The 6,639-nt window shown below is 65.1% G+C and carries 7 protein-coding genes; 4 read left to right on the top strand and 3 right to left on the bottom strand.

Going from position 1 to position 6,639, the window contains the following annotated elements:
* On the bottom strand, positions 1 to 291 hold a 291-nt coding region (locus tag DBR22_RS08960), incomplete at its 3' end, for a VOC family protein (protein WP_219928098.1).
* Positions 292 to 341: 50 nt separating this feature from the next.
* Positions 342 to 1,397 carry a 2,3-butanediol dehydrogenase gene (locus tag DBR22_RS08965; RefSeq protein WP_108598727.1) on the bottom strand — a complete coding sequence of 352 codons (1,056 nt, stop codon included), beginning with the start codon at positions 1,395 to 1,397 and terminating at the stop codon, positions 342 to 344.
* Positions 1,398 to 1,624: 227 nt separating this feature from the next.
* On the opposite strand from DBR22_RS08965, the gene DBR22_RS08970 reads away from it, so the two are divergent.
* The 3 genes from DBR22_RS08970 to DBR22_RS08980 all read left to right on the top strand — a co-directional run bounded on the left by DBR22_RS08970 (position 1,625) and on the right by DBR22_RS08980 (position 3,370).
* Complete coding sequence (locus tag DBR22_RS08970) at positions 1,625 to 2,437, top strand: MBL fold metallo-hydrolase (RefSeq protein ID WP_108598728.1); 813 nt, start codon at positions 1,625 to 1,627, stop codon at positions 2,435 to 2,437.
* A gap of 130 nt (positions 2,438 to 2,567) precedes the next feature.
* Entirely contained in the window at positions 2,568 to 2,837 is a 270-nt protein-coding gene (locus DBR22_RS08975; RefSeq protein ID WP_108598729.1) for a type II toxin-antitoxin system TacA family antitoxin, read from the top strand.
* Positions 2,834 to 3,370, top strand: coding sequence for an N-acetyltransferase (locus tag DBR22_RS08980; RefSeq protein ID WP_108598730.1), 537 nt, complete (start codon positions 2,834 to 2,836; stop codon positions 3,368 to 3,370). Before DBR22_RS08975 ends, DBR22_RS08980 begins: the two co-directional genes overlap by 4 nt.
* Before the next feature lie 384 nt (positions 3,371 to 3,754).
* Here the strand turns inward: DBR22_RS08980 and DBR22_RS08985 are convergent, their stop codons facing one another.
* On the bottom strand, positions 3,755 to 5,545 hold the full coding sequence (locus DBR22_RS08985; RefSeq protein ID WP_108598731.1) for an NAD(P)/FAD-dependent oxidoreductase: 1,791 nt from the start codon (positions 5,543 to 5,545) through the stop codon (positions 3,755 to 3,757).
* 179 nt (positions 5,546 to 5,724) lie between these two features.
* On the opposite strand from DBR22_RS08985, the gene DBR22_RS08990 reads away from it, so the two are divergent.
* A partial coding sequence (locus tag DBR22_RS08990; RefSeq protein ID WP_108598732.1) for a GAF domain-containing protein occupies positions 5,725 to 6,639 on the top strand: 915 nt, incomplete at its 3' end.

Consider the following 6,639-nt stretch of genomic DNA (forward strand, 5'->3'; position numbering starts at 1 on the left):
GCCCCAGCCGGTGCGATTGGCAGTTGGCGTACCGCCCGGCACGTTCTCGCCGTACGTGTAGATCTCGAGCGTCGGCCCTGTGTCCCCGTGGCCGGGCAGCCGCAGGTGGACACCGCGCAGGGTCGCCCCGGGCACGGCCGTGCCCCGCTCCAGATCGGCACCGCCGTAATCGCGCTCGGGTGGGACGAGCTCGCAGCCGAAGGCCCGCCCGTAGAAGTCGGCGAGCCGCCGCCAGTCGGTGGCAATGACATTGACGTGCCCAAATTGGGCACTGTGGGGAGCCCGTTTCATGCCGTTGATTCTAGTCCTGCAGCAGCCGCCGCTTCCAGAGAACCTGAACCCTACGGATGCACCAGCACTTTCACAGCAGTGTCCTTGTGGTTGATGAGGGTGTCGAAGCCCTGCTCCACGAGGTCATCCAGCGCGATCCTGCCGGTGATGAACGGCTTGAGGTCCACTTTGCCCTCCTGCACCATCCTGATCACGGCGGCGTGGTCCCGGACGTAGGCGATGGTGCCGCGGAGGTCGATCTCCTTGAGCACCAGCTTCTGCATATCGATGGTGGCCGGAGCACCCCAGATGGATACGTTGACCACCACGGCACCCGGCCGGACGGCGTCGAGCATGGTATCCAGCACGGCGTTCACACCGGCGCACTCGAAGGCGACGTCGGCCCCTGTGCCGCCGGTGAGTTCCCGGACCCGCGCCGGTACATCCTCCTGGCTGGGGTCCAGGACGTGATCGGCCACGCCACTGGAGGTGGCCTTCTCCTTGCGCGCCTGGGTCAGCTCGCTGATGATCGTGGTCACCCCCATGCCATTGAGAACGGCCGCGGTGAGCAGGCCGATCGGACCCGAACCGCCCACCAGCGCCGTATCCCCAGCCTTCACGCCGCTGCGGGCCACCGCATGGTGGGCCACGGACAGCGGCTCGATCAACGCCGCCTCATCCAGCGGAATGTCCCCGATCGGGTGCACCCACCGCTGGTCCACCACGATCTTCTCGCTCAGGCCTCCCCCGCCGCCGGACAGCCCGATGAAGCCCATCTGCCGGCACAGGTGGTAGCTGCCCGCCTGGCACATATCGCAGTCGCCGTCCACGAAGTACGGTTCGACGACGACGTTGTCACCCACCGCGAGCCCCTCCACCCCTTCGCCGATTTCCGAGACAGTCCCGGAGAACTCGTGCCCCAGCGTCACCGGCGATTCCTCGTGGGAGAGCGGGTGCGGATGTCCGGGCGCGGGACAGAAGATGGGGCCTTCCAGGTATTCGTGCAGGTCGGTGCCGCAGATACCGCACCACGCGACGTCGATCTTCACTGCTCCCGCCCGGAGCTCAGGTTCCGGAATGTCCTCGATGCGGATGTCCTTGCGGCCATGGAAACGTGCTGCCTTCATGATGGTCCTTCCTGTCGGTGAACGTGTGTCCGCGAAGGGCACGGCCGGCTTGCGTTGCCGGGCCGAATGCGAACATCCTCGCACCGGATCTTGATGTCCGGTAGGGACTTTTGGTGGTGGGAAAAGAGTGCAGGTTTGGCTCAGGCCCAAAAGTGCTTGCACCAGCTCGGGCTTGGGTAATACGGTCGCGACAGGCGGTTGCACACCACAAGCGGAAGGCACTTTTCATGCTGAAACAGGTCGCTGACGGCGTTTTCGTTCATGAGAGCGAATTCATCCAGAGCAACTCCGTGGTGGTGCAGGGCACGGACGGTGTGTTGCTCATCGACCCCGGCATAACGGGCGACGAAATGGCTACCCTCGCGAATGATCTTCGCGAGCTCGGCCAGCCCGTCGTGGCCGGCTTCTCCACGCATCCTGACTGGGACCACGTGCTCTGGCACCCGGGCTTCGGCGACGTGCCCCGCTATGGCACGGCCCGCTGCGCCGCCTCGATCCGGGATGTGCTGTCGAACGCGGACTGGCAGGACCGCATCGCCGAGGGTCTGCCGCCGGAGTACGCCGAGGACATCCCCATGAATCTGCTCGGCCTGATTACCAGCCTGCCTGCCGGAAGTGAACTGATTCCATGGGATGGCCCCGCGGTACGCATCATCGAGCACCAGGCCCACGCCCCGGGCCATGCTGCACTGCTGGTCGAGGAGTCCCGCATCCTCGTCGCGGGCGACATGCTTTCTGACATCCTGATGCCTTTCCTCGACCTGGAGGCCACCGATCCACTCGGCGACTACCTTCAGGCGCTGCTGCTGTTCGAAAGCGTGGCCGGGGACGTTGTTGCCGTCATCCCCGGCCACGGCTCGGTTGGCGGAGCCGAGCAGTTGCAGACACGGATCCAACAGGACCTCGCGTACGTCGAGGCACTTCTCGACGGCGGAGTTCCCGACGACCCGCGCGTCGGCCCCTCGGCCCCGCTGGACTGGCTGCCGGAGGTTCATCAATGGCAACTCCAGCGGCTTACCCAGAAAAGCAGTCAAAAGTGAGCGAGCGTCCGCCGAAAGCCCGCATCAAGTGAGAGAGCGTTGGATGGGGTCCTTCGCGTCTAAAAGGAAAAGACCTACCTATCTCCAGCCGTACAAGTGCCGTACACTGGCACGAGGAGGCTGACAAAACATGGCTAGCACAAAAACACGGCGGCTAGAGCTGCGCACGGACGAAAACACTGATGAGTTGATTACCGAAGCGGCTGAACTGCTTCACGTTACAAAGTCTGCATTCGTCACCGACGCCGCCCGGCGGGCTGCCCAAAAAATCATCGCTCGTTCGGATATCACGCTCATGGCACCCGAAATCTTCGACTCGATGATGGCTTCGCTGGATATACCCGACGAGTCCCCAGAACTGGCAGCGCTGTCCAAGCTGCCGCGCCGCATCGTTAGGTGAGTGAGACGCCTGTTCGCATTGTGAAGCTGGCATCGGGCTTTGATTTGGGGGCATTTGACTGCGGTGAAGCAGCCTACAACCAGTGGCTGACAGACTCAGCGGGCCAGGCTGTAGATACCGGCGCCAGCATGGTCTACTTGCTTGTCGAAGACCGGCCCGGCGAAGAAGAGCGGGTCTTAGGATACTTCGTCATCTGCCCGACGCTCGTTGTCCGGGACGACGTGCCAAAGCCGCTCCAGCGGAAAGTACTACGCAACGCCCCAGGATGGCTGTTGGCCAAGCCGGCGCTCGACGTTTCCCTGCGCGGCGACAAGATCAACCAGTGGGGTTGGCAGCTTCTACGTGTGGCGCTTGAAACAATGGTGGGCGCTGCGGATCTCGGCGGCGGCCAGATAATAGTGGTCGACGCCGACAATCCTGGCCTGGTGGATTGGTACACCCGTCACGGCTTTCATTCAACGGGCGGAGGAAACTTGAGGATGTATATGAAGGTGGCCACTGCGAGGAAGTATCTGGGCACTCCCCTAAGCTGAGCAATATTTTCACCGCTGGCCGTCGCTTTCCCTTCCCGGCAAACGAGTCGTCCCAAACATGACTGCGCATTTAGCGTCTACCCGCGGAGATCAACCGCGTGCTCAACGTCCGCAGCTTTCCCCCTGCCTTCTTCACCCGCAGCTCGCAACGACGAACGTACATACTGTCCGCCGGCCATCTTCCACGAGCTAGCGGAGGCAAGACTCTCGACGTCGGCCTGACGGCGTCAAGTGCGAGAGCGTCAGCGAAAAACCCGCATTTAGTGATAGAGCGTTGGGGTGGAGTCTTCGGCGGCGGGCTGCCGGAGTTGGGTGCAGCCGTGTCGGCTGCGCCCACCCCCAGCTGCCCAACCCCCGGCAGCCCTAATCACCGGTACCCGAAGGTCAGCGCGTGTGGTGGGTGGGCTGCAGTTCGTAGACGGGCGTGTCCAGTCCTTCCATGCGTGCCTTGAGCTGCAGGGCCAGGTAGGAGGAGTAGTGCCGGCTCTGGTGCAGGTTGCCGCCGTGGATCCAGAGGTTGGGCACGTTGGTGGGCTTCCACATGTTGCGCAGCTCCCCTTCCCAGGGGCCCGGGTCCTTCGGGGTGTCCGAGCCGTAACCCCAGCATCTTCCCACCTGGTCCGCCACTTCGGGAGAGACCAGGTCCGCCAGCCAGCCGTTCATGGAGCCGTAGCCGGTGGCGTAGACAATCAGGTCAGCCTCGAGCTCGGTGCCGTCAGCCATGACCACAGCGTTCCCGGTGATCTTGGAGACCTGGCCGGCCTTGAGCTGCACCCGCCCGTCGATCAGCAGCTGGGAGGCGCCGACGTCGATGTAGTAGCCGGAGCCGCGCCGCAGGTACTTCACGAAGAGCCCGGAGCCGTCCACACCGAAGTCGAGGTCGAATCCTGCGGCCTCCAGCTGGGAGTAGAACTCGGCGTCGCGTTCGGCCATCGCCTGGTATACCGGCACCTGCGTTTCGGGCAGGATCCGCATCGGCAGCGAGGCGAACAGCAGGTCAGCCTTCTCGGTGGTGACCCCCTTGGCCAGTGCCTTCTCGGAGTAAAGTCCGCCCAGCGCCAGGTCCATCAGGGATTCACTGCGGGCGATGTGGGTGGAGGAACGCTGCACCATGGTGACGTCGGCGCCGTGCTCCCAGAGGTCCGCGCAGATATCGTGCGCCGAGTTGTTGGACCCGATCACCACAGCCTTCTTGCCCTCCCAGTCTCCGCCGCCCGGGTGCTGCGAGGAGTGCCGCTGCTCCCCCAGGAAGCTCTCGGCGCCGTCGAACGCGGGGATGTTGGGGTATCCCGAGACGCCCAGGGCGAACACCAGCTGCTTGGGCCGCAGGGTCACCGGCGACCCGTCGCGGACCACGTTGACCACCCATTCCTGGGTGCCGTCGTCGAACTCTGCACCCACGCACTCGGTGCCCGACCAGTAGTTCAGCTCCATGATCCGGGTGTAGTGCTCCAGCCAGTCGCCGATCTTGTCCTTGGCGGCGAAGACGGGCCAGTCGTCCGGGAACTGCAGGTAGGGCAGGTGGTCGTACCAGACCGGATCGTGCAGGTGCAGGGACTTGTAGCGGTTCCGCCAGGAGTCCCCCGGCTTCTGGTTCTTTTCGATGACGATGGTGGGGACGCCCATGCGCCGCAGCCGGGCCGCGAGGCCGATGCCGCCCTGCCCGCCGCCCACAATCACGCAGTATGGCTGCTCGTCGTAGCCGAGCCTCGCCTCCTGCTCCTCCTTGAGCTCCAGCCAGGACCGGCGGCCCTTGACGATTTCGTGGGCAACGCCCTTCTCGCGGCGGGGCCCCTTCTTCTCCTCGAAGCCCTTCAGCTCCTTCATGGTGGTGAGCAGTGTCCAGCATTTGCCGTTGCGCAGCCGGAGGTGACCATAGCCGCGGGCGGCGCCGGTTTCGAAGGTGATCCAGGCTTCCGCGGTATCGGCGTCGCCGGTGGCGTCCTCGGCGAGCGCCCAGTTGGCGGGCTGCACGCGCTCAAGGGTGGATTCGAGCATCCGCCGGATATCGGCTTTGCCTTCGAGCGTCTTGAGGTTCCAGGTGAAGGCGACGAAGTCCCGCCAGTAGCTGTCGTCCTCGAAGAGTTCCAGGGCTGCGTCCACGTCGCGACGCTGAAGGGCGTCATCCAGGCCTTTGAGCCAGGCCTGCGCGGCTGCAGTGGGTGTTTCGGTCATGTCCACTCCTTTGTGTGATGGTCCGTGGTGCTGGTGGTCCGGCGGCCCCGTTTCCGTCCCGGCCCCTGCGATATGCTGGGCGGGCGTGAGCTGCATCACCCTAGTGAAACGCAGGAGGGGTTACAGCGGCGTTGCATCAGCACTGCGTGGTCGACGGCGACCGGCAGTGGGAGGGAACCATGGACCACGGCCTGAAGTTTTCGGACCCGGCGAAATATTCGCGGGTGCTGCGCCGCGCCCACGAACTGGTGATCTCCGGCGTTCCCCGTCCCGAGATCCCGGAGCTGCTGGCCGACTCGTGGCGACGCTCGATGGCGCTGGGCATCAGCCCCGACCAGCACAGTCCCCGCCATCTGCATGAGGTGTCCGAGGTGCTGGAGCTGCGGCGGGAACACCGGCTGCAGCTGGTGATGCCGGCGCTCAGGGAGCTGCTGGCCGATGAATCCGGCGACGGCCGGCACCTGCTGGTGCTGACGGATGCCGGCGGGGAGGTTCTGTGGCGGGTGGGCAGCCCCCGGGTGCTGAAGCGGGCGGACCAGCTTGAGTTCTCCGAAGGTGCGGACTGGTCGGAGGCCGGGATCGGCACCAACGCCATCAGCGAGGTCCTAGTCACCGGGCGGCCGGTGCAGCTGTTTTCCGCCGAGCACCTGGTCCGGACCCACCATGAGTGGGCCTGCACCGCGGCGCCCATCACTGACCCTTTGACGGGTGCGTTGCTGGGTGTGCTGGATGTTTCCGGGCCGCTGGAGTCCCTCACTTCGGACACGCTGCGCATGGTGCGCTGTGCGGTCAGCATGGCGGAGGCCCTGCTGGGAACGCCCGACGGCGGGATGCCGGCGGGTGCCTCTGGTGCCGTTCGGCGGCGGGTACCGATTCCGGTTGCACGGCCGACGGCGGCTGTTGAGTCGCTCGAACTGCTCGGCGACCAGCCGGCGGCGGTTTTCCGTGACGGCACCCGGGTGCCGCTGACGCTGCGGCGTGCGGAGATCCTGGCGCTGCTGGATTCGCGCACCCAGGGATGGTCCGCCGAGGAACTGGCGTATGAGCTTCACGGCGACGCGGGGATAGCCGCATCGATCCGCACCGAGATGTTC

The organism is Arthrobacter sp. HMWF013, from assembly GCF_003061105.1.
In the GTDB taxonomy this organism is placed as follows: domain Bacteria; phylum Actinomycetota; class Actinomycetes; order Actinomycetales; family Micrococcaceae; genus Arthrobacter.